This is a genomic window from Halobacillus sp. 12SKB (assembly GCF_052941655.1).
The window spans coordinates 797,729-823,746 of sequence record NZ_JBRFWR010000001.1 but is presented as its reverse complement, the minus strand read 5'-3'; the positions used below and the strand labels follow the sequence as shown (position 1 = coordinate 823,746).

Genomic DNA, 26,018 nt, shown 5'->3' with positions numbered 1-26,018 from the left:
TGTGAGAAACGAACCCCTTTCCAAGTGGGCTTGTCTTCCGTCTCGATTGATAAAAGCATAAAACGCTCTCTATCATGCTTTCAGAGTTTATGTACTCAGGCATGGGAGTTTTAATCTTATAATTCAATCAAACGGAATAGCTGATTATTCTGGAAGTGGTTTCGAGACTCTGATATAGCAAAGCGAGCTATTCCCCGCAGCCCATCTACTCAATAAACATCTCGAAACTGAGTTCCCAACACTCCTGCTCTATTGTTGAATATTAATAGTCTTGTAGTATGTACCCTTATTTAGAAACGAGATAAACCATTGGTGTGCTAATGAAGAGCATAAGAAACGGCACCCCAGAAGGAGGGTGCCGTTATGTGTTATTCCTGTTTTAAATAGCGGCGGTCTTTGAGGAAGAGGCGCCAGAAAAGGTAGAAGGCTGGGATGAGAATGCCAAATCCGACAGCATAGACGATCAGCATCTGGTAGAACGTATCGGGGTTTGTAAACCCGTCTTCGATGGTGATATCCGGATAAATCAAGTAAGGCAGGTGTGCGGCCCCGTAGGCATAAATTGCGATGGCATATTGTAAGCCAACCATGATGACAGCAGGACGTGCCAGTCCGCGTCGGCCGTCTTTTTTTCTGATGAAGAGAAATGCATAACCAATGATAAAGAACAGAAGGGACAAACCGAACGCGACCCAGTGCTCCTGGATGTTATCGACAATCCATGAAGCCTCTCCAGGGAATGTGCCGATCGTCAGCATGGCAATGGCGATACTGACAGGCCCAAGCCATAAGGAATGTTTGCGGAAGGTGTCATATGCGTTCCAGTCTTCCGCTTCCTTAGCATAGTCCATCAGGAAAATAGCTGAGATGAACAGCTCGGTCGATAATCCGAACAAGATGTGCATGTACAAAGTCGGATGGGTGAGCAATTCTCCGTACTCCAGGCGAGGATAGCCACTTTCAAAACTGACGAAACCTCCCAAGGTAATCGGTAGGATACTGACAAGAAGTGCCGGAATGATCAATCCGGTAAAACCGGAGGTCAGCCGGAGCAAGTCCTTATATCGATCCGCATGATGCTGGAAAACCATGAACGTCGTCCGAATCGTCAAAAGCAGAACCCCGAGTCCTACAGGAACGAGCAATACATTACTGAGCAGAGTCGTTGCGAACGGAAAAAAAGTGACCACAGATACGACGAAAATGACGAGAAAGACGTTGGTCACTTCCCATGTGGGAGAAAGAAAACGGTTGGCGATTTGGGAGGCACTTTTTTCTTCATTTTTTCCATAAATCATGCCCCAGAATCCGGCGCCGAAGTCGAGAGACCCGAGGATGGAATAAACGAAAAGCAAGCTCCACAAAATCGTAATCGCTAATGTTGATGCTTCCATAGGTTGTACGTCCTTTCTGGGATGATGTTTTCTTACGCTTCCCGCGCATCCAAATCTTTACGGACCGGGTTTCGTTTGAAGTAATATCTCATCACGAATCCAGTGACAAACAGCAAAGTAATATACAGGGTCATGAAAAGGTAGAAAAGAAAACCGACACTGTTGGATTTGGTTGCTGCCTCATCTGTCCGCAGCACTTCATTGATGGTCCATGGCTGACGTCCAATACAGCTGAAACACCAACCGGCTTCAATGGCAAGCATTGCAAGCGGTCCACTGACAACTAGTGTAGCCAGGAGCCAGCTTGGAAACTCTTTTTTCAGGACGTGTTTCCAGAACAAAGCAAGGAACGCAATTAAAATGAGGACCGTACCAATCCCGACCATGACATTAAAGAGGATGTGGACGTAGAGTGGGGGCCATAATTCTTCAGGCCATTCATTGAGTCCCATCACTTCTGTATCCAATCGGTCACCAGCAAGAAAACTTAGACCGTAGGGGATTTCCACCGCATATTTCACCCGCTGATCTTCAAGAGAAGTATATCCACCAACGGATAATGGAGCGTAGCGCTGAGTTTCGAAAAGTCCCTCGGCCGCTGCCAATTTACGTGGGTTGTACTCATGAAGCATCTGGGCAGTTTCATGACCGTTAATTGCTGTCGCAAGGGACATGAGGGCGCCGAAGTAAAGAGCGATGGTCAATGCTTTTTTATGGTAGGCACGCTCAGCTTTCGTGATTTTGCTTCTCATGAGTCGGAGCGCGGCAATAGAAGCAACGAGAAAGGCAACGGTCATATAAGCAGACAAAGTCACGTGGATGGCGGTGACACCGAAACTTGGATTGAAAAAGGCGGCCCACGTATTTACATCTGTGATCTCACCATCTGGTGTAATGTTAAAACCTGCCGGTGTGTTCATCCACGCATGGACATCGGTGATTAAGATGGCCGATGCGGTTGCTCCAAGTGCGACAGATATAATGCTGACAAGTCTCAATGTCGGCGGCAGACGGTCGGCCGCATATAAATAAATCGACATGAACACGGCTTCAATAAGAAAAGCGAAGATCTCCATTTGGAATGGGAGTGCGATGACTTGTCCGACGATCTCCATAAAGTCTGGAAACAAGAGGGAGATCATGACACCGACAATGGTTCCTGAAGCAATCGAAACGGCGAGTAAAATAGCGAAACCTTTCGTCCAGCGTTTCGCCATCAGTGCATAATCCGGATCTTTCTTAATAAAGTGAAGGACTTCCGCGATGATGATCATGACCGGAAGTCCAACACCGATCGTTGCATAAATAATATGAAACCCAAGCGACGTTCCGAACAAGGCCCGGGCCATTACGACGATATCCATTGATCTCCACCTCACATGCGAATTCAATACCTCGCTTATTTTTCCAATGTGATGGTGGATTATTCGTCAGGAGGAATGTTTTTCTACGACTACCATATACTCATCGATGGCGAATGATTGAACGCGGTTGTTTTCTTCTTGAATGCAAAAGTGGCTCTTTGCTTTCACATGCGCTTGTTTGAAAAGTTCTTCAACGGCTTTTTGGTCTGCGTCGTTTTCTAATGTACGGCATACCCAGTCTGAAAAAGGCATGACCTTCTTCCGAGTCAGGTGCTTTTTGACGTTCAACTGGTGGGTGTGGAAAAGCTTTTCCCATTCACTGACTTTAAGGGCGCGGACGTGGCTGTAGTCACGCTTTTTCTCAAATTGATTATAAAACTCATCCAATTCATCTTTTTCAGGTGCTACATTATCGATCATTAAAAACCGTCCGTTCTCTCTTAAAACGCGTTCCACTTCCTCAATAAATTGATGTGGAGAAGGGAAGTGGTGGGGGGCTATACGGCAGGTGACCAAATCGAAACTCTCATCAAGAAAAGGCAGTTGTTCGGCATCTGCGACGACGTATTCAATATTTTGTTGAGAATTCAAGTGACGGGCGGTGTTTTGCAGCATATCTTTTGTGAGGTCTGTGGCGAAAACCGTTCGGCAATGGCTGCTCAATGCTTTTGCGACATGTCCTCCTCCTGTAGCGATATCCAATGCTTTGTGGGAAGGACCGGGCTTCAGCCACTCTACAATAGCATCGAGATCCGATTGCTTTTTATGGGTCGTACTGTCGACATACGCCTGCTTGTTTTTCGAAAATACTTCCTGAACATGACGTTTTACTTCATCTGACATATGAAATCCCTTCTTTCTTAATATTCTGCTTCTGTTAAATGCTGATTTGTGCTTGCAGCTATTAAAGAATATGGCAGGATTGTGGAAGACTTGATTTCGAGATGTTTGTGTGGATTTAGGGGCTCCGGGAAAAGGTTCGCTTTCCGTGGGCGAGTGATGAGCCTCCTCGAGCTAACGCTCTGCGGGGGCTCATCTACCACGCACTTCCCACAGGAGTCTCACCGTTTCCCTCCGCCCTTTACCATATGAGGTTCTCGAAACCCCTCTTATATTACCTTGCCTAAAACTGTTATAAATCCTGCTTAAACCGCATTGATATAGGATTCTCAACCATAAAAGCTCCTATTGATGGAAGGGAGTTTCGAGAATTTCTTCCAGCAAGTGGGCGGAGGGGAATGGCGAGACTCCTGCGGGAAAAAAGTGCAGGGTGAGACCCCACAGGACGCAGTCCGAGGAGGCTCACCGCGCTCCCGCGGAAAGCGAGTTATTCCCCGCAGCCCCATCCACTCAACAAAAGTCTCGAAACTGAGTCTTCCACAATCGGGAGCTTATCTTCAATATTTAACAGGGGTTATTTTTATTGTAAGCAAAACGGGTGATTTGCGATAATATGGAATTTTTATAGAAAGCGATAAGATAAAGTGAATACGTATAAGGTTTTGAAAAATGGGCGAGGATGAGGGTAAGAAAGCTTTGACATACAAAAGATTACATTGTAGGATATGGAGAAGATACGTATAGTTTCGTTGACGGGAAGAGTAGGCTTTTATTCCGATCTCAAGAGAGTCGCTGGCAGGTGTGAAGCGATGACGGGTAATAGCTGAAGATCATCTCTGAGAAGTTCTGCTGAAATGATACAGAGTAAGTGGAACCGGTGGGCGGCCGTTATCCGTTATGTGAACCGAGAGCCGTGCATGCATTGCGCGGAATATGGGTGGTACCGCGGAATCAAATCCGTCCCTGTTATTACAGCAGGGGCGGATTTTTATTTTGTTCCTGCCTTCACTAGGAAGTTTGTAATCATTTTTCTATACAAAAAATCAAAGGGTAAGAGGTGGAAGGAATGCGCAGTGTCAATACGAAAGAAGCGGCTTTAGACCGCGAAAATCGTGTCAAAGATTACTGGAATAAAGAAAACGTCTTCCGTCGCTCCATGAACGAGCGCGAAGGTGCAGAAACATTTGTTTTTTACGAAGGACCGCCGACAGCAAACGGCCTTCCTCACGCTGGTCACGTCCTTGGCCGCGTAATCAAGGACTTTGTCGGACGTTATAAAACGATGCAGGGCTATCAAGTACTTCGTAAGGGCGGCTGGGATACACACGGTCTGCCGGTTGAGCTTGAAGTCGAGAAACAGCTTGGCATCTCCGGAAAGCAGCAGATCGAAGAGTACGGCGTCGAGAAGTTCATCGAGAAATGTAAAGAAAGTGTCTTCAACTATGAAAAAGAATGGCGTGAATTTACGGAATCCATCGGTTACTGGCTCGATATGGATGATCCGTATGTGACTCTACAGGATCGTTATATTGAAAGTGTCTGGTATATCCTGAGTGACCTTCACAAGCGTAACCTGCTTTCTAAAGGTCACCGTGTTACACCATACTGCCCAAGTTGTCAGACGACATTGAGCTCCCACGAAGTGGCACAGGGCTATGAAGATGTCAAAGACCTTTCCGCAACGGCGAAGTTCAAAGTGAAAGGTTCTGAAAATGAATTCTTCCTTGGCTGGACGACAACGCCATGGACATTGCCAGCCAACGTAACGCTTGCTGTTCACTCGGACCTTGATTATATCAAGGCGAAGAAAGATGGCGAAGTGTACATCGTTGCGGAAGCTCTTGCTGAGAAGAACCTTGGGGAAGAGTACGAAGTCGTATCCAAGCATAAAGGGAGCGAATTTAAGGATGTCGAATATCAGCCGCCGTTCCCGTTCGTGAAGCCTGAACGTGGTCACTTCGTAGTCGAAGCAGACTTCGTCAACGCCGAAAGCGGTACAGGTGTCGTTCACATCGCACCAGCTTATGGTGAGGATGACTACAACTTGGTGAAGGAAAACAACTTGTCCTTCTTCAATGTCGTAGATGGTCAAGGCCGATATACAGAGGATATCCCTCCATTTGAAGGACGTTTCGTCAAAGACTGCGACGTCGATATCGTGAAATACCTGGCCAATGAAGGACTCCTTTTCCATAAAGAGAAATACGAGCACAGCTACCCGCATTGCTGGCGTTGTGATTCTCCATTGCTTTATTACGCAATCGAGAGCTGGTTTATCAAGACGACCGAACTGAAAGATCAGTTCATCAAGAACAACCAGGAAGTCACTTGGCATCCGAACCACATCAAAGATGGCCGCTTCGGTAACTTCCTTGAAAACATGGTCGACTGGAACATCGGTCGTAACCGTTTCTGGGGAACACCACTTCCAATCTGGATGTGTGATTCTTGTGACCACCAGTACGCACCGCACAGCAAAGCGGATCTACAAGAAAAAGCGATCGGCGATATCGGTGATGTCGAGCTTCACAAGCCTTATGTCGACCGTGTCCAGGTAACGTGTGAAAAATGTAATGGCACGATGAACCGCGTACCAGAAGTTATCGACGTATGGTTCGACTCCGGGTCTATGCCATTTGCCCAGCAGCACTATCCGTTCGAAAACAAAGATCAGTTCGAGAAGCAGTTCCCTGCGGATGTCATCTGTGAAGGAATCGACCAGACGCGTGGATGGTTCTACAGTCTGCTTGCTGTTTCCACATTGTTCACAGGTAAAGCTCCATACAAGCGTGTCCTTTCCACGGGTCACATCCTTGATGAAGAAGGACGTAAGATGTCCAAGAGTAAAGGGAACGCTTTGAACCCGACAGATCTTGTTACGAAATTTGGTGCCGACGCTTTCCGTTGGGCCTTGCTAGCTGACAGTGCACCATGGAATAACAAGCGTTTCTCTGAACGTGTCGTCATCGAAGCGAAATCGAAAGTCATCGACACGCTCGTGAACACGCACGGTTTCTACACGTTGTATGCCAATATCGATGGCTATACGTTCGATAAGAATGAAGAGGGCGAAAAGACACTGCTTGACCGCTGGGTGCTTTCCCGCCTCAACAGTGTGACGGGTGTCGTAGAAGAAGCGTTGAACGACTATGACTTCACAAAAGCTGCGAAAGCTCTTGAGAAGTATGTTGATGAAGTGAGTAACTGGTACATCCGTCGTTCCCGTGACCGTTTCTGGGAAGAAGGCATGACAGAGTCCAAGAAAGCGGCTTACCACACACTCCACGAAGTGTTGGCACAGCTGAGTCAGCTGATGGCTCCTTACACGCCGTTTCTTGCTGATGACATCTATCAAAACTTGACGGGTGAAAGTGTGCACTTGGCGTACTTCCCGAGAGTGGACGATACACTTGTCAACACACAGCTTGAAAAAGATATGGATGCTGTCCTGCAAGTGGTTGAGCTTGCTCGTGGTGTCCGTAATACGGAATCCATCAAGACAAAACAGCCGTTATCTGAGCTTGTCGTCATCCCGGTCAACCAGGATCAAGGAAAAGCGCTCGAAGAATACAGCAGCATCATCCGTGATGAAATCAACGTCAAAGAAGTGGTCGTGAAGCAATCTTCTGATGATCTTGTCCGTTATGAAGTGAAGCTGAACTTCCGTGCGGCAGGACCTGTCCTAGGGAAAAACGTCGGCGTTGTGAAAGGCTATCTTGAAAAGCTTTCAGACGAAGAAGCAGCGAAAATTGTCCAGAATGAAAAAGTTGTGGTGCCGACGGGAGATGGAGAAGTCGAAGTGACGATGGATCTGTTGAACGTAGAACGCGTCGCGGATGCTGGACTGTCCATGGGATCCAACCAGGACTTCCACGTTGTGCTTGATACGAACATCACAGAAGAGCTTCGTCTTGAAGGCCTCGCGCGTGAAGTGATCCGCGTCATCCAGGATGAACGTAAACAGCAGGATCTTCCAATCGATCTTCGTGTCGACATCGCCCTTGATGGAGACGCAGACGTAAAAGAAGCGATCCAGCAAAATGAACAGCTGATCCGTGAAAATGTTCTTGTGAATGATTTGACGGTCGGTGAAAAAGAAGCGATGAAAGAGTACACAGTCGGTGATTACCAGCTGAAACTAGCGCTTCAAAAGTAGTAGTTGAAAAAACTGGAGCATTCAATGCTCCAGTTTTTTATTTTCAGCAAAAGGATTTGGGTGTGTAGTATCGAAGTAAACAACGAATACGAACATTCAGGAGGTATAACCATGTTCAAGAAAATGGCGAGTGATGCACTGGGTTTGAGTGACATTGGAAAGATCATCAGAAAAGAAGATTTTGATAAAGCGCAGTCCGATGATTTTGTATTAACGGAAGACGGGGAGAAAATCCATTTTTTAATCAAGTCAAAAAGTGATGAATACTGCTTTACGAACCGTGCGCTTATCCACCTCGATGGTGACAAAGCGACAAGCAGTAAACGTAACATCAAACGCTATGACTATTACCAGCATCCAATTCGCAGTGTATCTGTGGAGACGGCGGGGACGATCGATCTGGATTTAGAAATCAAGTTTTACATCGGTGATCAGTACATGAGCATCGACATCGCCAAGGATGAAGGAGAAGCGATTGCGGACTTGTATAAATCCCTTGTGTCCATCTCTCAAATCCAGGAGGAAAATCAGCGTCAGGCGGCTTTTGCGAAAGACAGCATTGGAATGGCACAGGATCTTATCCATGACAACCGGTTCCATGAAAATGATATTTCGAAAGAATTCAGTGAAGCGGCTACTTTTGCGTATGATTGGTTCACACAAAAATACAAAGAGAATACACGCAAAGACTTTGATGATGTGTTTGAGAAATATATTCAGAATTAAAGAAAACCCGGATCATGTTAATCGCATGATCCGGGTTTTCTTTAATTTCCAGCTTCTCTGAATGCTTTTTCAGTACCCACAAAGCTTAGCAGAGTGGAGAGATCTTCCCCTTCTTCTGATTGGCAGTTGCTCACATACACCATTGGCCCGCGGCGAGTCACGTATTCACAATCGAATGTGCCAGCAGGAGAGGACGGATAGGCACCGTAATTGTTGACGAAACGGACGGCCTCTCCATCGTAGGAGAAGGAGTTTTGATAATGGGAGCCGTCAGGACTGAAGATGGATACGTCAACATTGTCTTCCACCCCTTGTTCTACGTTGTTAATAAAAGCGGACATTTTTTTTATGTTTCCAACTTCCAATGCCCCGCTTTTTATTTGATCAAATTGTTCGGATTGATGTTCAACAATCACATGTCCATCTTTTTTCGCATCTTCAACCGTGTAGGGTTCTTCTGTTTCACCTTCAGAACAAGCGGCCGCAAAGAACAGGCAGGCTACCCACAATAACTTCCTCATATAATCCTCCTACTATGTAATTTACATTCCTTATATTTCCATTATTACGCAAGGAGCGAAGGATGTACACACCTTAAAAAGAAAAGCCGCCTCAGTAGTGAGTGCGGCTTCTGACCTATTCTTGTTCTTTCAATTCGTATAATGGAACCTTTTGAACGATATTCGGCTGATCTGTCGGGTGAATGCGCGCCATTTCATTACGTTCAATAACCTCTTCGATGTAAATTTCACGGTCTTCGTGCATGACCGGAATCATGTCTTCAGATTTAAAGATTTCTTTTGCGCGTTCTTTGTTCATCTCAACAACCCCTCCTTTTAAACGTAATATTCTCAAGAATGGGCTGCGGTATTCTCCGTAAAAACGTTAAGTCACTTTCGTTGGGAGTTAGGGCACTTTCGTCCTCCATTCACGCCCGCACCAACATCCGGTCCAATGCTTTTCGGGCATCAGAAGCAACAGTAGACTCGACTCGTATCAAGTTCTGTGGCCGACCTTCTGCTAATGATTCAAGCGACCAGGCCAGGTGGGGGAGGTCGATCCGGTTCATCGTCAGACACGGGCACATCCTCGGGTTCAATGAAATGATGTGCTGCTCCGGATGTTCCTGGATGATGCGATTGACGAGGTTCATTTCAGTTCCGATGGCCCATTCACTTCCAGGTGGAGCGTTCTCAATCGCCTGGATGATGGCGTTAGTAGACCCTGAGAGATCAGAAAGCTCTACAACTTCACGGCTGCACTCCGGGTGGACGATGATTTTCATATTAGGATGATCGGCACGGACCTGTTCCACATTAGTAACTCTAAAATTTTCATGAACAGAGCAGTGTCCTTTCCATAGGATCACTTTGACAGCCTCCAAAGGGCCGTCATAGATCAGTTCTTCTACAATCGGATCCCAGACTGCCATCTGATCGAGCGGGATGCCGAGGTCGTAGGCCGTATTTCTTCCCAAATGCTGGTCAGGCAGGAAAAGGATTCGTTCTTTCTGGGAAAACGCCCACTTCAGCATATCTGCGGCATTCGAAGAAGTGACGGTGGCTCCGCCATTCTTTCCTACAAAAGCTTTAATGGCTGCTGTTGAATTTACATAGGTTAGGGGCAGGATGGTATCATCAAAAAGTTCCATGAGACGATCCCAGGATTTTTCCGTCTGTTGGATATTCGCCATATCCGCCATCGAACATCCTGCGCGCATATCTGGAAGGTAGACGTGCTGGTCCTCCCGCGTCAAAATGTCTGCTGTCTCCGCCATGAAATGAACGCCGCAAAAAACGATAGCTTCCGCTTTATGTTGGGACGCGGATAACTGAGCGAGTTTTAATGAATCCCCACGTGCATCAGCAAATTGGATCACTTCATCTTTTTGGTAATGGTGTCCAGGTAAGAAAAGTTTCTCTCCCATTTCTCTCTTTATTTGGAGCACTCTCTCTTCAAGGTCTGTCGTTTTCATCGTCTTATAACGATCAGGCAGCGTATTCTGTTCAATCGTTTCAAAAAGGTTCATCTTATTTCCTCCTTTGTTGTGGCTACACGGGCGCTGATATCAAGAGCTTTGGCGGAATGGGTCAACAATCCGAGGGATATATAGTCAATTTTAAGTCCGCGGTAATCGGGTAAGGTTTCAAGGGTGATTCCTCCGGATGCTTCTGTTGTAATCGAAGGAGGGACTAATGTGGAGAGGTATTTGATTTCTGCGGGCGTCCGGTTATCGAACATAATGATATCGGCACCTGCTTCTACAGCCTCCATGACCTGGTTTTCCGTTTCTGTTTCCACTTCAATTTTGACGGTATGACCGACAGATGCTTTCGCTCGGGCGATAGCTTCACGAACCGAACCAAAAAACGCAATATGGTTATCTTTCAGCATGACGGCATCGTATAGGCCGAAACGGTGGTTGTAGCCGCCGCCGGTCCGGACGGCGTACTTCTCAAAAGAGCGCAATCCAGGGGTGGTTTTACGTGTGTCACAGATTTTAATTTTTTCATCATTTAAGGCTTCAACGGCCTTGTTTGTCAGCGTTGCAATTCCGCTCATGCGTTGAATAAGGTTGAGAATAACGCGTTCCCCTTTTAATAGCTCACCCACAGGACCATCGATGGTGGCAATCGCTTCACCTGTACGCACCCATTCTCCGTCATGAATATAGAGTTTGACGGTAATGGCAGAGTCCAGCAGGTAATAGCCATCGGTGATGATGTCTGCTCCGCAAAAAATGCCTTCTGTTTTCGATGTAAAGGTCAGTCTGCCATGGTGATTTTTTGGAAATAAAAAGTCGGTACTGTAATCATGTTCCCCAATATCCTCCGTAAAGAAGGCTTCTAGCTGTTGTTTACGTCTCCATGGATTCATGAGCTTCCCTCATTTCTAATGTTCTTTGTCTGATAATTTGTTTGTTTTGCCATTCCCACTGCTCTTCAGGAAAATCGCTTCGGTAATGGCCGCCTCGGCTTTCCTCACGCTCGAGGGCGGATCGGGTGATCAGCCAGCATGTTTGCAGCATGAACATTTTCGTCATTTGCTCGAATGTGAGCATACTTAGGTCATAGTTCCTCCATTCGGATGGTCGAACGAACGATTCCAACCACTGCAGATGGTAGACTAACCTTTGTCCGTCCCTCATGATGCCGACGTTTTCCATCATCCGCTCCTGGATCTCGGTTTTGGAGGGGAGTTGGAAAGGGAGGGGCTTTCTTAAATTGTTGGCTTCCTTAGGTCGAGAAAAATAATCCGAGCTATTTTGCAAATGTTTGGCCAGTCTTTTTCCATAAACGAGTCCTTCAAGAAGTGAGTTGCTAGCCAGCCGGTTGGCTCCATGTACACCTGTACAGGCGACTTCCCCAATAGCATACAAACCCTCGACGGTTGACCTTCCGACCCTATCCGTTTTCACTCCACCCATGGAGAAGTGGCAGCCGGGAGCTACTGGAATCTGTCCTTCATTCAGGTCCACCCCGTACTGCAGGCATAAATTTGTGATATGGGGAAACCTTGTTTGAAACCTGTCTACGCCCTTTATATCCAAATAGACGTTTTCACCGGTTTTCCTTTTTTGATAAATCGTTTGCGAAACCACATGCCTGGGCGCAAGGTCTCTAAGAGGATGAACGTTTTCCATGATTGGTGTTCCCATTTCATCAACGAGCACTGCCCCTTCTCCGCGCACCGCTTCCGAAATCAACCCCACCGGCTTTGCTTGTATGTACAGAAGGGTAGGATGGAACTGAATAAATTCCATGTCGGTAAGGTCTGCGCCTGCTTGATAGGCGAGCGCCATCCCATCACCCGTGACAGAAGAGGCATTGGATGTGGATGCATACAATTGTCCACATCCCCCTGTCGCAAGGACGGTGTGGGGAGCATGGAATTCGTGAATCCCGTACGCATCCTTACTTTTCACCCCAAAGCAACTTCCGTCTTCGTTTGTCATCAACTCAAATACAAAATGGTTTTCAAGAATTTCGACGTGAGGGGGGAGGGATTGTGTCATGTAATCCATAAGAACTTTTCCTGTTTGGTCTCCGCCTCCATGGATGATTCGGTTCTGTGTATGGGCGCCTTCTTTGCCAAGTGCAAGAATACCCTTTTCTTTATAATCAAAAGCGCAACCATCCATTTCCAGTTCCCGGATGATTTGCGGAGCTTCCTCCGTCATCATCAGTGTCGCTTGATGGTTATTCATTGACCTTCCAGCAACGACTGAATCCATGAAGTGATAAAAGGGGTGATCACTGTCCCCTATAGCTGCAGCAATTCCACCTTGAGCTAAACGGGAATTTCCATGACCGAGCGAGGACTTTGTGATAATAATCACATTTTTGTCCGCCGCAAGTTGCCGGGCGAGTTGTAGGGCCGCTACGCCACTACCAATGATGATGATATCTGCGGTCCGAACCATGAATTTAACCTCCGTAAATATACATGTGTATTTACACTTATATTTACACACTGTTACACTATTGACAAGAGATTTGGATCAAAAAGGAGAGAGAAATGTGGAGGGGTACTTTGATTATGCGGCGACATGCCCGGTAGATGAGGATGCGCTCGAGGCATATACTCATGCGACTCGTAACTATTTTGCCAATACGAAAAGCTTACATGATTCCGGAACAAAAGCTCATGCATTGTTGGAACAATGCCGAACTACAATAGCAGGGCTAATGGGGGTGGGGAAGGAAGGGGTTTATTTCACGAGTGGAGGCACGGAAAGTAATGAACTTGCGATCCACGCTCTTCTGAAAGCGGGAAGTGGGAGGCATATCATTACCACGGATGCCGAGCATTCTTCTGTACGGAACGTTATTCACAAATACGAAAGAGAGGGTTATAAGGTCACCAGGGTGCCACTGAATGAAGCGGGAAGCGTCAATGTGGAAGATGTGGAAAGGGCAGTCCAAGAGGATACTGTTCTCATGGCGATCCAACATGTGAATTCCGATATTGGAACGGTGCAGCCGATTCGCAGCCTATCTGATGTTTGCCGCTCGTATGGGATTCTTTTTCACAGTGATTGTGTTCAATCCTTTGGAAAAGTGCCGGTGGAGGAAGTGGCACCTTATGTCGATAGTCTCTCGGTGAGTGCACACAAACTTTACGGGCCGAAAGGGATAGGAGCGGTCTATATTCGGCCGTCACTTTCGTTTGCTCCGAAAAGTCCGGGGGGCACGCACGAAGGGGGAGTCAGAGCAGGGACTGTCAACACACCAGGCATTGCGGGATTTACGGTAGCCGCTGAAAAAATGGTGAACGCGAGGCATAGAATCGAGTCGAAGATTATGGAACTGAAAAAGGCGTTTCTTAGAGCGGGAGAGTGGCAGATCGTAGGAGACACAGCGGATCATGCTGTACCGATCATCGGTCTGCTTCTACCGGAGATGGAAGGACAATGGGCGATGCTCGAAGGGAATCGACGTGATTTTCATTTTTCCACAGGGAGCGCCTGCCAGGCAGGCAGTCAGGAGTCGCCAGGTACATTGATCGCGATGGGGTATGATGTGGAAGAGGCCAAGTCTTTCATCCGTCTTTCTTTCAGTCATCATCAGACGAATGAGCAGATAAGGGATCTTGCTCTTTTCCTAAATGGTTTACGTAAACCGACCGTGTCTCGGTGAATTTTTTTGAAGACTGCACCTGTACATATGGTGGAGCTGTTGAATAGATTTCCCTCTTACCCTTCCCGGTTACAACCAGGGAGGAAACCCTTAGTCAGGAAAAACGGTGCCAGGTATGAAGGTTTTCCTTCTGAATCATAGTTTGTCCTTTTTGCTCATAGGATGATGGGTGAGAGGAGGAGCCTGGTTTGGGATTGTTGCATGAATTCAAACAGTTCACCGTCCGTGGAAGTGCCGTTGATATGGGAGTTGGGATGGTCCTGGGTGCCGCTTTCAGTGGATTTATTGATTCACTTGTGACTGATATTTTACTTCCGCCTGTTGGGGTTTTGTACACAAAAATGAACTTTGAGAATATGTTCCTCAGTCTGGATGGATCGGTTTACCCTTCGCTTACGGCTGCTAAAGAAGCGGGAGCAGCCACCATCAATTATGGTCTGTTTGTTACGGCTTCTGTCCGTTTTATCATCATTCTTTTTGCGGTTTTTCTCGTCGTCCGGCAAATCAACCGCTGGAAGAAACCTCACCAGCACCCTTTGCATGGAATGACGAAAAAAGAGTGTCCGTATTGCTGTATGCCAATTCCCACTCAAGCCATCATCTGCCCGAATTGTTCATCTTCACTTGAAGCCAATCCTTCACCGCGCCAACAAGTGAAGACGAAATGGCGGATCAAATAAAAAAGGCGAATCCTAAAAAGGATCCGCCTTTTGTTTTTCAAATATTATTCTGTGCTGTCTTCGCTCTCTGTGTCACTTTGTTCCTGCTCTTCTGTTTGTTCTTCTTCCATTTCACCGTCTTCTTCTCCACCACAAGCAGCAAGGGTCAAAACAGATACCATACCTAACGCCAACATCCATTTCTTCAACATGTAAAAAATCCCCTTTCCAAAGTGAGTTACGTATAAAAGATACCCGTCCTATGTTAAGGGGAAGTGAATATAGTGTAATTTTATGGTAATGAAATCAGCTGTTATTGTTCTTCATCATCCATGGCATCATCATCCTGACCATTTCCTTCGGTATCGGTGGAATCGTCTCCTTCCATATCTCCATTTTCTTCATCCATGTTATCTTCGGATTCTGTATCATCTTCACCCATATCGCTCTCAGTATCATTCGAATTCTCTTCTGTGTCTTCCATTTCTTCCTGGTTTTCGTTCTGATCTTCTTCCATGTCCCCGTCGTCCTCCCCACCACAGCCGGCTAGAGTGAATACAGTTGACATACCGAGAATGATCAACCATTTTTTCATTTTTCCAACTCCTTCCTGTTTGTAACTCTTATCCCCGGTGAAGACACCTATGAAACGGAAGTTTGAAACTTGAGACTATGGTCTTCGTATAAAAGGTAGAGGTGATCTAATGAAAAAATTTATCGTGTTCCTTTTTGCGTTGATTCTAAGCTATGGGCTTGTTTCTTGGGGAACTGGTCTGGTTCTGACCTTTCTTCAGGATCCTGATCCATGGATGATCAATGGCGGAGAAGACCCGTCGATTCTTGTGAAAATCATGCCAGCGATCATGTTGATTCTGCCTATACTGATGGCTATTCTAATCACCAATATTTTTGGTAAAGCGAAGGGGATAAGGGAATGAAAGTGATTCATTTGCAAGAGGGAGTAGACTTGGTGGACCGTGCCATCGATCTTTTTTGGGAGCAGTGGGGAAATGAAGATAACTTCATGCTGTATGAAGACTGCATCCGTCAATCATTAAAAAATGGAGATGATCTGCCACAGTTTTATATCCTCAAGGACAAGAACGAAATCATTGGCACGTATGCTCTACTCAGAAATGATATGAACAGCCGCCAGGACCTCTGTCCATGGCTTGCGTGTCTGTATGTCCATCCAGATCATCGAGGACGAAAGGTCGGGAAACAGCTGCTGCGTCATGCCAGTGAGGAAGCGGGGAGGTTAGGTTACGATTTTATTTATTTGGCTACTGACCTGGAAGGATATTATGAGAAATATGGTTGGGAACAGGAAGGGGAAGCCTTTGGCATAGCTGGTGAGTCTATAAAAGTTTACATAAAAGCCACATGAGTATATCCAGATTTTCTCATCGTGAATCCAATGAAATAGGGCATCCTACATTTATGAATACGTAGGAGGAATTGCATTGGAAAACAAAGTAAGCCGTTGGTGCCTTGTTAGTATGGCTTCCATTCCCCTTGTGATGACGCTCGGAAATTCCATGCTGATTCCAGTATTGCCGATTTTCGAGAAAAAGGTAGGCATCACATCTTTTCAATCAAGCACAATCATCACCAGCTATTCCGTAGCGGCCATTATCCTTATTCCTGTTGCCGGCTACTTATCCGATCGTTTCGGCAGAAAGTTAATCATCCTACCAAGTCTAGTCCTTGCATTCATTGGAGGGCTGATCGCCGGATTTTCTTCATGGAAATTGGATGATCCCTTTCTCTGGATTACGGTTGGACGAATTCTTCAAGGGATTGGCGCAGCCGGGGCGACCCCGATTATTCTGCCTCTCGTTGGAGATTTATATAAAGATGATGACGAAAAAGCGAGCTCCTGTCTTGGTATCATTGAAACATCAAATACGTTCGGGAAAGTTCTGAGTCCGATCCTGGGTTCTCTTTTTGCTGTGTTTTTATGGTTTTTGCCATTCTTTTCGATTTCCTTTTTCAGTTTAATCTCCATTGTTCTCGTTTTCTTTTTTATAAAAGTTCCTAAAGGGAAAAAGGAAAAACCACAGCCGTTCAAGCAATTTTTGAAAAAGACAAAGGAAATTTTCAAGCAGGAAGGGAAATGGTTGTATCCGGTTTTTTTATTAGGGGCTTACGCCATGCTCGTTTTGTTTGCGGTGTTGTTCTTTATGTCAGATATCCTTGAAAAAACACATAACATTGAAGGCGTGAAGAAAGGATTCGTCCTTGCCATTCCACTGTTCACGTTATGTGTGTCAGCCTTTGTGACCGGGAAAAAAATCAAAGGAGACACAACCGTCATGAAATGGGTGCTTGTCATTGCACTGATTATGGTATCGGCAAGCGTCATTTTTGTCGGTTTCGTCAATGAGAAGTTGTTTCTGCTTCTAGTTGTAACGAGTATATTAGGAACGGCGATCGGCGGCATGCTCCCGACCCTTGATGCCCTCATCACAGAAGGGATTGAAAAAGAAGAGCGTGGGACGATTACGTCTTTTTACAGTTCATCAAGGTTTATAGGAGTAGCTGCAGGCCCGCCGATGATGTCGCTGCTAATGAAAGAATATTTGAATATCAGTTATATCGCCAGCGGGGCCTTAGGTGGTCTTCTTCTGTTGATTGTTCTCGTATTCATTAAGCCTGAAAAAAGCGGGGATCAAACCAAGACCGCATGAAAAAGCGCCTTCCATGATGATGGAAGGCGCTTTTTGTTAACAGTACTGGTTATAAGCGTTCGTTAAGTTGGCTACAATTTCTTCGACTTCATAATCCTCGATTTCTTCACGAGGGATGAAGTGGAGAACCTTTCCATCTTTCAAAAGAGCCATGGAAGGCGAGGATGGCTCATAGCCTTCCAAATAGTCACGCATGCGTGAGGTGGCGTCGCGATCCTGGCCAGCGAAGACAGTAACAGTATGGTCCGGTCGTTTTTCATTGTTGAGCGATTCCCGGGCAGAAGGACGTGCCAGTCCAGCTGCGCATCCACAGACAGAGTTGATAACGACAAGGGACGTTCCTTTCGTTTCGCTAATGAATGTGTCCACTTCCTCAGGGGTTGTCAATTCTGTGAAGCCTGCGTTCGTCAATTCATCACGCATCGGCTGGGAGATTTCTTTCATATACGCTTCATATGGATTCATAATCATAGCCTCCTATTGTTGTTTTTTCTTAGTCGCTTGAGTCATTTGGTGCCAAACGGATCCTTTAGCTTCTTCGCCGCCTTCAATTCTTTCGATAGCCATATTGATCTGCAGACGAACTTCAAACTCCGGATCATCAGCAGCTTCTTTCAAGGCAGGGAGGGCGGTTTCATCGCCAAGCTCATACAAGTACATTGCTGCACGCCAACGGACGAGTTTGTTGGAATCAGAAAGTGACTCCATCATTTTTGGCATAGCCTCTTTAAAACCGAGGTCCGAAATGCAATCACCTGCTGTTCGTCTTACAGTGACTGATTTGTCATTGAGTGCCTTATAGAGATACGGAAGTGTTTCGAGTTCTTCAATCATACCAAGATAGGCGGTCGCGAGGCGTCTGATTGATGCCTTCTCATCATCCAGAGCTTTATCAAGCAGACGATAGTCATCTGCTGTCGGATCCATTCGGTCTAGTGCCGCATAGCGAACTTTCCAGTCGTCATGATCCAGCGTTTCTAAGCTGATTTTCGCCTTTTCTTCCTTTGGTTCGACATCAACCGATCCTTGGTCAAACGCTTGTTTAACAAGAGACTCCAGTCGTTCGTCGTCATAACTTGCCGAAAGTTCCTCTTTTACCTGTTCACCAATTTCAGCCACGTCGCCATAGCGTGGGTTCAGCTCCACCCATTTACGCTCCATGATCATGTTCGGAGAAGCGGGCGCTGCTTTCATAGCTGCTTCCATGAAACGTTCAGGAAGCCCTACACGCGTTTCCTCTTCGCCTTCCTCAAGTTTCACCTGCATCGGCAGGCCGCGGAACATCTGCACGAACACACGGACTTCCCCGAAGTGTTCATCCCGTTCTTCCTGTTTTTGTAAAGATACATCTTCGGCTGCTTCCGATCCGAAAACCTTCCTTACTTCCGGAAGAATCACTTCCCAGGAAACACGCGCATTTCTTTCTAAAGCGATGAAGTCAGTCACATGGTAAAGGCCTTTGACCCCTTCAATTTCAAAAAGATGCTGGACAAAGTCAGGCACGCCCTTCTGTTCATCGTCTTTTTTATAATTGTGAGTCTCGCCGTCCGGCAAGGTTTCGTTTAGATTAATCTTCATTGAATTCGGACTAGGTGTCGGTTCAATGGATACGATTTTCACTGAATATAACCCCCTAACAGTCTGATCATCTTACCATCCGGTTCCGAGGGATCTGCCCTCATTCCATGCTTCCATCTTATCAAAAATTCCCAAGCTCATCCACGCATCCGTACCCACCCTCCATTGTCCCACTAAAGCTTCTGTTTGTTGAAGACTCAGTTTCAAGACTTTTGTTGAGTGGATGGGGCTGCGGAGAATAGCTCGCTTTCCGCGGGGCCCCACACGAGGTGGGGTCGTTCGATGTTGGCACAGGACGTGCCGAACTTAATCGAACTTCAACTATTCTTTGAGCCTCCTCGGACTGCGTCCTGTGGGGTCTCACCCTGCACTTTTTTCCTCTACGATATCCGGTTCCGGCGCCTAGCGGCTAGTGAGACTTCCCTCGCTTCTGTACGATAAGTCAACATCGAATCCCTCCGTTCTTCGTGTTTCCTTTATCTCCGCCAGCTCCGTCCAGTCCATACGCCGCTGATCAAGGCGCCTGCACACTTAAGTTAGGAGTCTCGCCATTCCCCTCCGCCCACTTTTCGTAAGACATTCTCGAAACTACCTTCCAGTAATAAGAGCTTTTGTAGTTAAGAATCATAGGCCGATGCAGATTAAGCAGGATTTCACAACACAACTAGGCAGGTTACTATAAGAGGGATTTCGAGAACCTCATTTGGTAAAGGGGCGGAGTGAAACGGTGAGACTCCTGCGGGAAGTGCGTGGTAGATGAGACCCCGCAGAGCGTTAGCTCGAGGAGGCTCATCACTCGCCCACGGAAAGCGAACCTTTTCCCGGAGCCCCTAAATCCACACATACATCTCGAAATCAAGTCTTCCCACAATGCTGCCATATACTTGAACAATGTAAAATTTTTCATGATTTGTGAAACCAGATTGGTTTTGTACCGTAGAGTAGGTGTGTTGATAAAAAGGAGGGGGAAGAATGGCCGAGCCAGTTATGCAGTTGAAGAATGTCAGAAAGACAATTGGCAAAAAAACGATTATTAAAGGTTTGAATTTTGATATTTACGGCGGGGAAGTGTTTGGGTTTCTTGGGCCTAACGGTGCAGGTAAAACAACAACAATCCGAATGATGGTCGGGTTGATGAAAATGACGGATGGGGATGTGATCATTCAAGGACAAAGTGTACAGAACAATTATAAAGGAGCGATCCGTCACGTAGGCGGAATTGTAGAAAATCCGGAAATGTACCCATTTATGAGCGGGTGGAAAAATCTTGTCCATTACTCCCGTATGATGCCTGGAGTTACGGAGGAACGTATAAAGGAAGTCGTCAAGCTTGTTGGATTAGAAAAGCGGATGAAGGAAAAAGTGGGGAAATATTCGCTTGGGATGCGGCAGCGCCTAGGAATTGCTCAAGCCCTTTTACATAAACCATCCGTACTTATCCTCGACGAACCTACAAATGGGTTGGATCCTTCCGGGATCAGAGAAATACGTGCATACATCCGGAGGCTGGCAGAGGAAGAGGGAGTAGCCGTGATTGTGTCGAGTCATATTCTTTCTGAAATGGAGATGATGTGTGATCGGATCGGTATCATAAAAAATGGAGAATTGATTTCCATCCAGACCGTTCAGGATGCTCTGCAGCAAACGGAGGAAAAAGAAGTATCCATTGAAGCAACCCCTGTAGATCAAACGATGGTCGCTCTTAAAGAAATGACTGGCAAGGATGTGAGCCTTAAGGAAGAGCTCCTGACTTTCACAGTGGAAAAGGAAAAAATTCCAACCGTTGTTGCAGCCCTAGTACAAAAAGGTATTCAAATCTACAGTGTCAACGTCAACCGCTCAACGCTTGAAGATAAATTCTTGGATTTGATTGGAGAGGGAGCCATTGAGTAACTTTTTTCAACTAATCAAAAATGAACATATGAAGCTCTATAACCAAAAGGCGACGTGGATCATGGCTATCCTGTTAGTGGTTTCAATTATTGGAATAGGGGCTTTGCTTAAAGTCGACCCGGGCATTACTGGTGGAGAAGCTCCGACCGGTGACAATTGGAAGCAGGAACTTCAGCAGCAGAATGAGCAATTGATGTCCGCGGGAGAACAGCCGCCAGAGATTGAGTACCCGGCATATACCAATGTTGAAATGAATCAATACCGCATTGAGAATGACCTGAAGCCAACGGCTTATAATGCTTGGGATTTTGTCCGTGACAACCGGACATTTGTCGCGCTGGTAAGTTTATTCACTATTATTGTTGCTGCAGGTATTACAGCCAATGAATTTCGCTGGGGTACAATCAAGCTCTTATTGATTCGTCCAATATCAAGGTCGAAAATCCTGCTTGCGAAATATGTCTCCGTTGTCATGTATGCGTTCACTATGCTACTAGCCTTATACATCTTGTCCTTTTTAGTGGGATCTTTATTGTTCGGAATGGACAGCTTTTCACAGACGTATGTATATACTCAGGCTGGTGAAGTCAAAGATGCCGGAATCTTTTCATTTACCGTTTCACAATACTTATTGAGTTTTGTAGAATTAATTATGATGGCTACGTTCGCGTTCATGATCGCCGCTGTATTTAGAAATACATCTCTTGCTATCGGGGTGGCGATCTTCCTCATGATGGCTGGAAGCTCAATTATCGTTTTCTTCATGGAAAAAGAGTGGGCGAAATATATCCTGTTTGCGAATACGGACTTGAGCCAATACATGTCCGGGACACCATTCGTATCAGGAACTTCTCTTGGGTTTTCCATCGCCGTTTTAGCGGTATATTATGTACTATTCATGGCTTTAGCATGGGGCTTCTTTACAAAACGTGACGTAGCAGGAGCATAAAAAGGAGGAGAAGGAAATGAAACGCACGGTAGAAATCGTTCTTACCATCATCGGAATTGTTCTTTTTGGACTTCCTGTTCTGTTGAGTGGTGTATTGTTAAACTCTGCAGATAATCCGCAAATACAACAAGAAATTGAAAACTTCATGAATTCCCCGGAAGTGCAGATGGAAGGGGAATTGAGTTCCACGGATATGACCCAAATGTTCGAAATGATGGGATCATTTGCGATGTTTGTCTTAATTGCCTCTTTAATTGCGATCGGCTTAGGTATTCTGGCAGCTGTGTTCCTTAAAGGGAATAAGAAGCCGAAAGCAGCAGGAATCATTTTAATTATTTCTGCGATTATCTTCACGTTTGCGACTGTCTTTATGGGATTATTCGGCGGGGTGGCGTATTTGATTGCCGGAATTGTTGCACTCGTCCGCAAACCAAAGAAGACCGCAACCGACGAAGCAATCAGTTATTAAGCAGGGAAAAGGCGTGGCTCTAAAGCCGCGTCTTTTGGTTTATCATCCACCGCCAGTTTAGCTGCTTAAACGAAGAAAAAACGCCCGGCTGAAGCTGAGCGCTTTTTAGCTGGACGAGAAACTCTGGTGATTAATCCAAGTACCGATTCATTGCATCCACATCTGCACTCTGACGGTCATAGACGTTTCCTTCCTGCGGGCGGAGACCACTTCCGCCGCATACCTTACAAGTATAGCGCCACTCTTCATCATCCATTAACAGACCTTCTCCATCACAAGCGAGGCAGAATTCATCTCTAGGCATCATCATTCCTCTTTTCCTTGTTTTTCTTACCATTTCTCAAACGCATCAGGTTATACAGGGGAGATTACATTTTTAAAGAAACGGGAATGTGAGAATCATTGGAGGGATGACCGTGGCAAATCAGGAAAACCAACAGGAAGCAGATGTAAATGAAAACAACGATTCAAATCAGAAAATAGATCGTCCTGGGAGACAATTTTATATTCCATCCCAAATCGTAGATGAGTTTGGGGAAAAGGGGAGGGATCATTTAAACAAGCCCTTCCGCGCTCAATTTTTACTCGCATTGACGGCCGGATCTTTTATGACATTCGGAGCCGTCTTTTCCATACTTCTTGCCGTTGGAGTCGAGACGAAAGGAATCTACCACCTTTTATCCGGGCTTGGGTTTGCGGCAGGATACTCGATGGTCTTCATATCAGGGGCCGTGCTTTTTACAGAAATCAATGTTCTTTTACCCTCGTATTTGTTTAATAAGGCAGGGTTGATGAAAACGAACATCTATAAATTCTGGTTGTCCTCTTATATTGGGAATATCATCGGAGCCTTTCTGGTAGCTGTACTGATCCAGTGGTCAGGATCATTCGCCAGTACATTTTATCCTGAGCTTGAAATGTATTTGGATCATAAAATGAAATTCATGGACCATGGAGTCAAAGGGTGGTTTCAGGTTCTGATATCCGGTGTACTTGCCAACTGGCTCATTGGAATGGCGGCCTTTCTGACGACCTCTGCCAGGGATTTGACGGGTAAAATTCTCGGAACCACCTTACCTGTTGTTCTTTTTGTAGCAGGTAATTTCCAGCACAGTGCTGCAAATATGGGGTACTTCAGTATGGGGTTTTTAGCTTCTGATAAGTACACATGGTATGAATATATCTTTTTCAACCTTGTACCTGCCAGTATCGGCAACCTTATTGGAGGGGCGATATTGGTATCCTTATTGTTTTCTTATGCATACAAAGAGGACATTCAAACCTCCCTGGGAAGAAACAAGAATAAGAAGGGGGCCAAACAATGAAGCAAATCATAGCTATGGGGGGCGGTGGCTTCTCAATGGAGCCTGAAAACCCACTGTTAGACGATTACGTGTTAAATCAAGTAGAAAAAGATAGGCCGAAAATCTGTTTTGTACCGACGGCCAGCGGGGATGCGGACAGTTACATCGAACGCTTTTATGAAGCGTTCAAAGAAAAAGCGGAAGCCACACATTTGTCCTTATTCAAGCCACCAACGAGAGATTTACGGAAATTTGTGCTCGAACAGGATATCATTTATGTAGGTGGAGGATCGACGAAAAACCTGCTCGTACTTTGGCGGGAGTGGGGCCTGGATGAAATTCTGAAAGAAGCATGGGAGCAAGGTGTGGTCCTTGCGGGTATCAGTGCAGGGGCTATTTGCTGGTTTGACGAAGGAGTGACGGATTCCTACGGCGACCAGCTGGAACCATTAGAATGCCTTGGATTTCTTCCAGGAAGCTGCTGCCCTCATTATGACGGGGAGGAACAGCGGAAACCAGCGTACACATCTCTTATAAAAGATGGTGCGATCCGTCCAGGCTATGCACTGGATGACGGAGCGGCTGTTCATTTCATAAACACAGACCCAGTGAAAAATGTAAGCTCCCGCAAAGGAGCGAAGGGCTACTATGTAAGGGTGGAAGCTGATGAAGTTGAAGAAAATGACCTGGAAATGACATATTTAGGCTGATGATCCCCCCTCGAGCTTGATATCAAGCTCGAGGGAGTTTTTTAGTCAGTGGAGTATATGGAAGAATAAGGTGTACCAGGTCATCCATAATATGGATGACCTGGTACGGTAGTTTCCTGTTATTTTTGGTAGCTACTCGAACAACAGGATCTCCGGGTCTTTCTTATAGGTGTGGACTAACATGGCGTGCAATTGCCCCCGGTGGTGGTACATATGCGCGACCGTCTGGACGAGCCATTCAAATCGTGTGTTGGTCACACCCCACCAGGACGTGGTTTCTGTGTACAGGTGCTCTTCGGTGTAGTTTTCAAATTGTGTTTTTAATTGCGCAAAGTTTTCAAATAGACGTTTTAAGATTTGATCTTTTGTTTTCATGGATATCGTTTCATAGAAGTGCTCCATCTCTTCTTTTGAAGCCCCTTCTGTGATGTGCCCATCAGCCGCAGGGATTGCTGCAATGTGTTCAAGCAATTCCCCAATGGAGTACTTTCCCTCCGTCGGTCTTAGGGTCAAATCTTCTTCTGATAACTGACCGACCATTTCGGAAATGGATGCAATAACGATTTCTAATTGATGAAAAGCGCTCTGACAGTACATATTCATAGGAACACAACCTTATTAAAATTGTTATTCTTCCTTCTATTCTCCGACGTTCGACTAAATCCCTTTCCAAAGCGAAAAACTACATGAAACGACGAAAATCGCCCCAAGGTTTAATTTGATTCCTAAATAAAAAGACCTACATCCAAAAGGGCGTAGTGAATTTTTTATAGAAAGAATTGACTCTGACGTTACGTCATAGCTTATCGTTAAATATGAGGTGATCACCGATGTATAAAGTGAAAGAAATGGCGGAGATGACAGGGGTCAGTGTGCGCACACTGCACCATTATGATCACATCGATTTGTTGTCGCCGAGCTATGTAAGTAAAAAAGGCTACCGTTTATATAGTGAAAAAGAGTTGGCACGCCTGCAGCAGATTCTTTTCTTTAAAGAAATGGATTTCTCTTTGAAAAAAATCAAGGAGATTCTGGATGACCCTGAGTTTGATGAAGCTGTGGCATTGGTGCGCCACCGTGAGATTTTAAAAGAAAAGAAAAAACGTTTGGAGCGATTAATCCGGTCGGTAGATCAGACGCTCGAATCGTTGGAAGGAGAAGATTGTATGAAAAATGAAGACCGTTTTCGTCCGTTTGATAAAAGTGAAATTGAAGCTCATCAGAAAAAGTACGAAAAAGAGGTGGAAAAACGCTGGGGGGATACGGAAGCTTACAAACAATCCAAACAGAAAACATCTCAATATACAACGGAGGATTGGAAGAAGATTCAACAAGAAGGAGATGAAATTGATCGTGAGCTTGTAAAATTAATGGATCGTGCCCCTTCTGATCCGGATGTTCAGCAGTTAATTGATAAAAAACGTCAGCACATTACCGATTACTTTTATGAGTGCGACCTGGGTATTTTCAGAGGGCTAGCGGACATGTACGTCAACGACCCTCGTTTCACTAAAAATATCGACAAATGGAAAAAGGGATACGCCGATTTCCTCAATAAAGCCATGCACATTTACTGCGACCAACATGAAAAAAGTTAATCGCCTTGTGGGGAGGGGAATAATTGTATGACCAGGTCATACAATTATT

The 26,018-nt window shown here is 45.7% G+C and carries 27 protein-coding genes and 1 other annotated feature; of the genes, 13 read left to right on the top strand and 14 right to left on the bottom strand.

From position 1 onward, the window contains the following. Nucleotides 1-368: 368 nt before the first annotated feature. The 3 genes from ACQ4XT_RS04060 to ACQ4XT_RS04050 form a co-directional block, all read right to left on the bottom strand. Nucleotides 369-1,394 carry a cytochrome d ubiquinol oxidase subunit II gene (locus ACQ4XT_RS04060; protein ID WP_446852614.1) on the bottom strand — a complete coding sequence of 342 codons (1,026 nt, stop codon included), beginning with the start codon at nucleotides 1,392-1,394 and terminating at the stop codon, nucleotides 369-371. A 32-nt stretch (nucleotides 1,395-1,426) separates the two neighbouring features. Beyond that, entirely contained in the window at nucleotides 1,427-2,758 is a 1,332-nt protein-coding gene (locus ACQ4XT_RS04055; protein ID WP_446852613.1) for a cytochrome ubiquinol oxidase subunit I, read from the bottom strand. Between the two features lie 66 nt (nucleotides 2,759-2,824). Further along, the gene (locus ACQ4XT_RS04050; RefSeq protein ID WP_446852612.1) at nucleotides 2,825-3,601 is read right to left on the bottom strand and encodes a class I SAM-dependent methyltransferase; all 777 of its coding nucleotides are present in this window, start codon (nucleotides 3,599-3,601) and stop codon (nucleotides 2,825-2,827) included. 737 nt (nucleotides 3,602-4,338) lie between these two features. Then, nucleotides 4,339-4,566 (top strand) — a binding site (T-box leader). 98 nt (nucleotides 4,567-4,664) lie between these two features. Here ACQ4XT_RS04050 and ileS point away from each other — a divergent pair. Continuing rightward, nucleotides 4,665-7,754 carry an isoleucine--tRNA ligase gene (ileS, locus tag ACQ4XT_RS04045; RefSeq protein WP_446852611.1) on the top strand — a complete coding sequence of 1,030 codons (3,090 nt, stop codon included), beginning with the start codon at nucleotides 4,665-4,667 and terminating at the stop codon, nucleotides 7,752-7,754. A gap of 111 nt (nucleotides 7,755-7,865) precedes the next feature. Further along, complete coding sequence (locus tag ACQ4XT_RS04040; RefSeq protein WP_446852610.1) at nucleotides 7,866-8,480, top strand: PH domain-containing protein; 615 nt, start codon at nucleotides 7,866-7,868, stop codon at nucleotides 8,478-8,480. Between the two features lie 41 nt (nucleotides 8,481-8,521). On the opposite strand, the gene ACQ4XT_RS04035 is transcribed toward ACQ4XT_RS04040, so the two are convergent. The 5 genes from ACQ4XT_RS04035 to nadB all read right to left on the bottom strand — a co-directional run bounded on the left by ACQ4XT_RS04035 (nucleotide 8,522) and on the right by nadB (nucleotide 12,903). Continuing rightward, nucleotides 8,522-9,001, bottom strand: coding sequence for a hypothetical protein (locus ACQ4XT_RS04035; protein ID WP_446852609.1), 480 nt, complete (start codon nucleotides 8,999-9,001; stop codon nucleotides 8,522-8,524). Between the two features lie 115 nt (nucleotides 9,002-9,116). After that, nucleotides 9,117-9,299, bottom strand: coding sequence for an H-type small acid-soluble spore protein (locus ACQ4XT_RS04030; protein WP_115824538.1), 183 nt, complete (start codon nucleotides 9,297-9,299; stop codon nucleotides 9,117-9,119). 109 nt (nucleotides 9,300-9,408) lie between these two features. After that, on the bottom strand, nucleotides 9,409-10,509 hold the full coding sequence (nadA, locus tag ACQ4XT_RS04025; protein WP_446852608.1) for a quinolinate synthase NadA: 1,101 nt from the start codon (nucleotides 10,507-10,509) through the stop codon (nucleotides 9,409-9,411). Further along, the gene (nadC, locus tag ACQ4XT_RS04020; protein WP_446852607.1) at nucleotides 10,506-11,357 is read right to left on the bottom strand and encodes a carboxylating nicotinate-nucleotide diphosphorylase; all 852 of its coding nucleotides are present in this window, start codon (nucleotides 11,355-11,357) and stop codon (nucleotides 10,506-10,508) included. Before nadC ends, nadA begins: the two co-directional genes overlap by 4 nt. After that, nucleotides 11,338-12,903, bottom strand: a complete 1,566-nt coding sequence (nadB, locus tag ACQ4XT_RS04015) for an L-aspartate oxidase (RefSeq protein WP_446852606.1) — start codon at nucleotides 12,901-12,903, stop codon at nucleotides 11,338-11,340. The genes nadC and nadB overlap by 20 nt, the downstream gene beginning before the upstream one ends. A gap of 97 nt (nucleotides 12,904-13,000) precedes the next feature. On the opposite strand from nadB, the gene ACQ4XT_RS04010 reads away from it, so the two are divergent. Then, nucleotides 13,001-14,119: an IscS subfamily cysteine desulfurase gene (locus ACQ4XT_RS04010; RefSeq protein ID WP_446852605.1), complete on the top strand. Its 1,119-nt coding sequence runs from the start codon at nucleotides 13,001-13,003 to the stop codon at nucleotides 14,117-14,119. Between the two features lie 188 nt (nucleotides 14,120-14,307). Further along, nucleotides 14,308-14,799, top strand: coding sequence for a large conductance mechanosensitive channel protein MscL (gene mscL, locus ACQ4XT_RS04005; RefSeq protein WP_146818208.1), 492 nt, complete (start codon nucleotides 14,308-14,310; stop codon nucleotides 14,797-14,799). A 44-nt stretch (nucleotides 14,800-14,843) separates the two neighbouring features. Here mscL and ACQ4XT_RS04000 read toward each other — a convergent pair whose 3' ends face one another. Next, nucleotides 14,844-14,990, bottom strand: a complete 147-nt coding sequence (locus ACQ4XT_RS04000; RefSeq protein ID WP_446852604.1) for a hypothetical protein — start codon at nucleotides 14,988-14,990, stop codon at nucleotides 14,844-14,846. A 101-nt stretch (nucleotides 14,991-15,091) separates the two neighbouring features. Further along, nucleotides 15,092-15,373 carry a lipoprotein gene (locus ACQ4XT_RS03995; RefSeq protein ID WP_446852603.1) on the bottom strand — a complete coding sequence of 94 codons (282 nt, stop codon included), beginning with the start codon at nucleotides 15,371-15,373 and terminating at the stop codon, nucleotides 15,092-15,094. 109 nt (nucleotides 15,374-15,482) lie between these two features. Between ACQ4XT_RS03995 and ACQ4XT_RS03990 the strand changes: the two genes are divergently transcribed. The 3 genes from ACQ4XT_RS03990 to ACQ4XT_RS03980 all read left to right on the top strand — a co-directional run bounded on the left by ACQ4XT_RS03990 (nucleotide 15,483) and on the right by ACQ4XT_RS03980 (nucleotide 17,468). Continuing rightward, a complete protein-coding gene (locus ACQ4XT_RS03990) occupies nucleotides 15,483-15,716 on the top strand; it encodes a hypothetical protein (protein ID WP_446852602.1) in 234 nt (77 codons plus the stop codon). Continuing rightward, nucleotides 15,713-16,165: a GNAT family N-acetyltransferase gene (locus ACQ4XT_RS03985; protein WP_446852601.1), complete on the top strand. Its 453-nt coding sequence runs from the start codon at nucleotides 15,713-15,715 to the stop codon at nucleotides 16,163-16,165. Before ACQ4XT_RS03990 ends, ACQ4XT_RS03985 begins: the two co-directional genes overlap by 4 nt. Nucleotides 16,166-16,277: 112 nt before the next feature. Further along, on the top strand, nucleotides 16,278-17,468 hold the full coding sequence (locus ACQ4XT_RS03980; protein WP_446855571.1) for an MFS transporter: 1,191 nt from the start codon (nucleotides 16,278-16,280) through the stop codon (nucleotides 17,466-17,468). Between the two features lie 36 nt (nucleotides 17,469-17,504). Here the strand turns inward: ACQ4XT_RS03980 and ACQ4XT_RS03975 are convergent, their stop codons facing one another. Continuing rightward, a complete protein-coding gene (locus tag ACQ4XT_RS03975) occupies nucleotides 17,505-17,936 on the bottom strand; it encodes a BrxA/BrxB family bacilliredoxin (protein ID WP_446855569.1) in 432 nt (143 codons plus the stop codon). Between the two features lie 9 nt (nucleotides 17,937-17,945). After that, nucleotides 17,946-19,088 (bottom strand): conserved virulence factor C family protein, encoded by a 1,143-nt coding sequence (locus ACQ4XT_RS03970; RefSeq protein ID WP_446852600.1) that lies wholly within the window; start codon nucleotides 19,086-19,088, stop codon nucleotides 17,946-17,948. A gap of 930 nt (nucleotides 19,089-20,018) precedes the next feature. Here ACQ4XT_RS03970 and ACQ4XT_RS03965 point away from each other — a divergent pair. Genes ACQ4XT_RS03965 through ACQ4XT_RS03955 form a run of 3 tightly spaced genes read left to right on the top strand, consistent with a single transcriptional unit; the run spans nucleotide 20,019 to nucleotide 22,357 of the window. Beyond that, complete coding sequence (locus tag ACQ4XT_RS03965; protein ID WP_446852599.1) at nucleotides 20,019-20,939, top strand: ABC transporter ATP-binding protein; 921 nt, start codon at nucleotides 20,019-20,021, stop codon at nucleotides 20,937-20,939. Beyond that, on the top strand, nucleotides 20,932-21,888 hold the full coding sequence (locus tag ACQ4XT_RS03960; RefSeq protein ID WP_446852598.1) for an ABC transporter permease: 957 nt from the start codon (nucleotides 20,932-20,934) through the stop codon (nucleotides 21,886-21,888). The genes ACQ4XT_RS03965 and ACQ4XT_RS03960 overlap by 8 nt, the downstream gene beginning before the upstream one ends. Nucleotides 21,889-21,904: 16 nt before the next feature. Further along, nucleotides 21,905-22,357 carry a DUF4064 domain-containing protein gene (locus ACQ4XT_RS03955; protein ID WP_446852597.1) on the top strand — a complete coding sequence of 151 codons (453 nt, stop codon included), beginning with the start codon at nucleotides 21,905-21,907 and terminating at the stop codon, nucleotides 22,355-22,357. Between the two features lie 130 nt (nucleotides 22,358-22,487). On the opposite strand, the gene ACQ4XT_RS03950 is transcribed toward ACQ4XT_RS03955, so the two are convergent. Then, nucleotides 22,488-22,661, bottom strand: a complete 174-nt coding sequence (locus tag ACQ4XT_RS03950; RefSeq protein WP_446852596.1) for a hypothetical protein — start codon at nucleotides 22,659-22,661, stop codon at nucleotides 22,488-22,490. 112 nt (nucleotides 22,662-22,773) lie between these two features. On the opposite strand from ACQ4XT_RS03950, the gene ACQ4XT_RS03945 reads away from it, so the two are divergent. Together ACQ4XT_RS03945 and ACQ4XT_RS03940 are read left to right on the top strand one after the other, a co-directional pair. Beyond that, complete coding sequence (locus ACQ4XT_RS03945) at nucleotides 22,774-23,682, top strand: formate/nitrite transporter family protein (RefSeq protein ID WP_446852595.1); 909 nt, start codon at nucleotides 22,774-22,776, stop codon at nucleotides 23,680-23,682. Beyond that, complete coding sequence (locus ACQ4XT_RS03940) at nucleotides 23,679-24,371, top strand: Type 1 glutamine amidotransferase-like domain-containing protein (RefSeq protein ID WP_446852594.1); 693 nt, start codon at nucleotides 23,679-23,681, stop codon at nucleotides 24,369-24,371. Before ACQ4XT_RS03945 ends, ACQ4XT_RS03940 begins: the two co-directional genes overlap by 4 nt. Before the next feature lie 132 nt (nucleotides 24,372-24,503). Here ACQ4XT_RS03940 and ACQ4XT_RS03935 read toward each other — a convergent pair whose 3' ends face one another. Beyond that, on the bottom strand, nucleotides 24,504-24,974 hold the full coding sequence (locus ACQ4XT_RS03935; RefSeq protein WP_446852593.1) for a DinB family protein: 471 nt from the start codon (nucleotides 24,972-24,974) through the stop codon (nucleotides 24,504-24,506). A 227-nt stretch (nucleotides 24,975-25,201) separates the two neighbouring features. Here ACQ4XT_RS03935 and ACQ4XT_RS03930 point away from each other — a divergent pair, with 227 nt between their 5' ends. After that, on the top strand, nucleotides 25,202-25,969 hold the full coding sequence (locus tag ACQ4XT_RS03930) for a MerR family transcriptional regulator (protein WP_446852592.1): 768 nt from the start codon (nucleotides 25,202-25,204) through the stop codon (nucleotides 25,967-25,969). Nucleotides 25,970-26,018 lie beyond the last annotated feature (49 nt).